This is a genomic window from Corallococcus terminator (assembly GCF_003611635.1).
Lineage (GTDB): Bacteria > Myxococcota > Myxococcia > Myxococcales > Myxococcaceae > Corallococcus > Corallococcus terminator.
This window is the reverse complement of sequence record NZ_RAVZ01000538.1, coordinates 1-3,751: the sequence shown is the minus strand read 5'-3', so window position 1 is coordinate 3,751 and position 3,751 is coordinate 1. Positions and strand designations below refer to the sequence as shown.

The 3,751-nt window shown below is 72.0% G+C and carries 3 protein-coding genes; all 3 read right to left on the bottom strand.

Translation table 11 applies throughout. The features are described from left to right. The coding region (locus tag D7V88_RS39660) for a metallophosphoesterase (protein ID WP_120545703.1) at positions 1 to 935 on the bottom strand (935 nt) is incomplete at its 3' end. A 124-nt stretch (positions 936 to 1,059) separates the two neighbouring features. After that, positions 1,060 to 2,427 (bottom strand): hypothetical protein, encoded by a 1,368-nt coding sequence (locus D7V88_RS39655; RefSeq protein ID WP_147449080.1) that lies wholly within the window; start codon positions 2,425 to 2,427, stop codon positions 1,060 to 1,062. 155 nt (positions 2,428 to 2,582) lie between these two features. Further along, positions 2,583 to 3,662: a M24 family metallopeptidase gene (locus D7V88_RS39650; RefSeq protein WP_120545701.1), complete on the bottom strand. Its 1,080-nt coding sequence runs from the start codon at positions 3,660 to 3,662 to the stop codon at positions 2,583 to 2,585. Positions 3,663 to 3,751 lie beyond the last annotated feature (89 nt).

The window sequence follows — 3,751 nt, the reverse complement described above, 5'->3', positions numbered from 1 at the left end:
GCGGCGGAGTCCTTGGGGACGGGGAGCAGGGGCACGCGGCCCTCCGGGTAGAGGGCGGTGACGCGGTCACCGCGCAGCTCCAGCGCGGCCAGGTGGCGGCCGTAGTGGGTGGAGAGCCCGGTGTCGATGATGATGACGCGACCTGAGAAGCGGACGTTGAGGCGACCGTCCTTCGTGGGGGTGTGGCCCATCACCATGCGGCGGGCGCCGAAGCGCTCCAGCACCTGCGTGAGGCCCGCGTCCCACTTCGCTTCCTCGTCGGTGGCGTAGCCCCGGAACCACACCGGGCCGTTGGGGTCCACGGCGCCGCCCGGCGGCTGGCCCGGCGTCAGGTCCTGCCACACCCAGCGGTTCACGGCCTCCAGCGTCGTGCCCGGGACGCTGGGGGAAAGCCCCCCGTGCATGAAGAGCGTGTCGTTGACGCGGATGACGGCGGGGTGTTTGCGCAGCCACTGGCCATAGCGGCCGTCCGGGGCGTAGGCGGCGGCGTGGCCGTGGGTGCCCCGGGGCTCGCCCGGGCCGTCCGCGGTGGGCGACTGGTCGGCGAAGGAGGCGAGCTCGCCCGGGGTGACGTAGCGCAGGTCTCCGCGCATGTTCATGCACTCGTGGTTGCCCAGGAGCGCGTGCACGCGGCCACCGGCCTTGCGGGCCTCGGGCTCCAGGCGCATGAGCAGCTCGAAGGCGTCGCGGGTGTGGTCCCCCCGGTCGGGAAGGTCGCCGGTCTGCACGAGGTGCGCCTTGCCGCCAATCCAGTGGTCCTTCGCGTCGATGAGGCCCGCCAGCCGGAGCACCTCCTTGAAGGCCTCCACGTCGCCGTGGACATCCGCGACGGCGACGATGCGCTCCACGCCCTGGAAGACGAAGGGGTCCTCCGCCTTCGGGGCGGCGGCGGTGGCGAGCGCGGGCAGCAGCAGGCAGAGCAGGATGGGACGCACGGGCTTCCTTCTTCGCCGCGAGGAACACCGCGCGCGGCGGACAGCGGGGAAGCCTATCGCACGTCCCGCACCGGCCTACGCGCGCGCGGCGGTGCGGATGTCCGGCAGCGTCACTCCCTCCCCTTCACCGGTAGCGGGCGGGGATGGCGCGCAGGAACTGCGCATCCTTCCAATCCCAGGCGCGCGAGGGGTCGCGGTCCACGTCCGCCGGGAGGGAGTTCCAGGCGTGGACGTCATAGGAGTTGGAGGCGCGCCAGTGGACGAGCACGCTGAACACCGCCGTCACGGTGAGCACGCCCGCGAGGACGCGGTGCCGCGACGGGGCCTCCAGCACGCTCTGCACGGGGTACGCGAGGAAGTAGACGAGGTACGGCAGCGCGTCGGTGAAGAAGCGCGGGCCAACGGAGTGCCCGGCCCACCAGATGGCGAAGGAGGAGATGACCATCCAGTGCAGGACCAGGATGATGGCGAAGACGACCTCGTAGGGCTCCAGGGCCCGGCGGCGCCACCGCTGGACGAAGCCCACGACGCCCAGCACCAGGAACGGAGAGAAGACGAACAGGCCGCGCGAGGGGCTGACGAGGTTGGCGGCCAGGGCCATGAAGAACCGGCTGGCGAGCGGATCCAACGGATGCCGGTAGTAGGGCGACAGCACCGCGCCATGGACAGACAGGTTGTAGGCACAGAAGGGAATCGCCACGAGCACCGCGCCCGCGAAGTAGGCCGGCAGTTGGCGCCGGTATTTCAGCGCCATGAAGCCGGTGACGACGAGGACGCTGAGGGAGTGCGTGGGCCGGCAGACGTAGGCGAGCGCGACCCAGAGGCCCAGCAGGAACGCGGTGCGCGCGGTCTGCGCGGGCCGGGCCAGCAGCAGCATGATGCAGGCGATGGTGAGCAGGCCGGGCCCGTGCTGCCAGAGCACGCGGCTGGCGGTGGAGAACGCCGTGGTGCCCAGTCCGAAGAGCAGCACGGTGACGAGCGCCGCGCCCGGGGACACCCGCCTGCGCAGGGTGATGAGGAGCACCGCCGCCGCGGCGCAGACGTAGAACGAGGCGATGAGCTGTTCGGTGCGGTTGTAGGCGCCCAGGTCCACCCAACCGGTGCGCTGGAACAACTCCAGCCAGGCCAGCGCTTCGGCACCGAACGCCCCCAGGTGGGACAGCACCGGCCGCATCAGGGAGAAGAGCCCTTCGGCGGCGGCCACGAACGGGAGCGCGGAGACCATCACGCCCGGCGGGTACGCGTAGTACGTGTGGCCACCAGCCTCGTTGCGCGCATAGTCCGTGTCGGGCATGAACGTGGGCCGGAACTCGTCCAGGTCGGTGTTGCCGTCGTGGAGGATGCTGGCCGCGGAGGGAATGGACCACAGCGAGTCCGTCTGCATCCGCACCCGGCTCACGGAGTAGATGCCAAACAAGGCCAGACACATCAGCCAGAGCGCTAGCGGAGAGGCCGCGAAGGCACCGCGGGGCGATGGAGAGGGTGTCTGCACGGAGTTGCTTCTAGCGGATCTCCATGGCGGACGCGCGGGCAGAACCGGCTTGTCTTGCCCATGCCCATCCGCCGCGCGTCAATCCCTACCGGGTTCAGGGCTCGGAAAAAGGAGAGCCTGCCCTGGAATGCCTCTCACGGCGGGTGCTCCCAGGCCTAGCGCACGAGGATGTCCGGCCGCGCGAGCCCCTCCACCCGCACCGTGGGCCAGCGCGGATCCACGGTGAGCAGCTCCACGCCCGCGTCCGACACCACGGCGGTGTCCTCGATCTTCGCGCCGGGCAGCGAGGGGTTCCACGCCACCGCGTTGTGGGGCTGGAGCACCACCGCCGTGTCGGGGCGCGCGATGATGTCCCGGGAGAGGTAGCCGCAGGAGCCGCCCTGGTGGTGCAGCGCCTCCGCGCCGGGATGGCCGGCGGCGGCGTAGGCCCGGACGAGCGCCGCGTAGACCTGGCCCAGCGTGGCGCCGGGCCGACTGGCCTGGAGCGCGGCGGCCTCCACCCGGGCCACATCCGCGACCCACCGGCGCTCCTCCTCGGACGGGGGCCGGAAGTAGACGAAGCGGGTGAGGCTGGCAAAGAGCCCGTGCCTGCGGCCACAGAAGACGAGCATCGCCCGGCCGCCGAGCGGGTTCCGGGACGCGGTGGCGTGGCGGTACACCGGGAGGCGGCGCTCGTCGCCCACCAGGGTGAGCGCGGGGTGGATGCCGCGCGCCCAGAGCGCCTCGGCCCCCGCACCCGCCAGTTCGAAGCCTGTCCACTCCGGGCGCGCGGCGAGCAGCACATCGGTCATGGCCGAGGCGGCGTCCCTTCCGAGCTTGCGATACCGTTCGAGTTCCTCCGGCAGGAGCGAGGCGCGGGCGCGCGTCAGACTCTCGGGAAGCGACACCTCGCCCGCGACGGGACGATCCGAGCCCACCGGCCCCGGACCGCCGTGCTCCTTCACGAAGGCCTCCCGCCGCGCACTGTCCGTCCACGGATGCGACCACACCGTCAGGCCTTCGGGCAGCTCCTCCTTCGCCAGCCGCTCCGCTTCGATGTTGTCGGTGAGGGCCCATGCGCCCCCGGCGGTGACGAGCACCTCCGCGACGCCCGTCTCCGCCGCGAGGAGGACCGCGCTGGAGCCGCCACAGGTCATCCACGCGAACCAGTCCAGGCCCCGCAGCCGGAGGGCCCCCAGGCCGTGCTCCCCCAGGCTGGCGCGCACGAGCGCGAGCTTCTTCGTCAGTTCATTCATGGCAGCCTCGGTGGGAGGGGACGCTGCGCGAAAGATGGGGACGCCGGTCCCACCCTCGCAAGACGCGGGCCTCCCGCCCCCCCCGTTGG

Bases quoted from the DNA above. Each gene is read 5' to 3' on its own strand.
- D7V88_RS39650 (WP_120545701.1), bottom strand. From the start codon at position 3,662: ATGAATGAACTGACGAAGAAGCTCGCGCTCGTGCGCGCCAGCCTGGGG.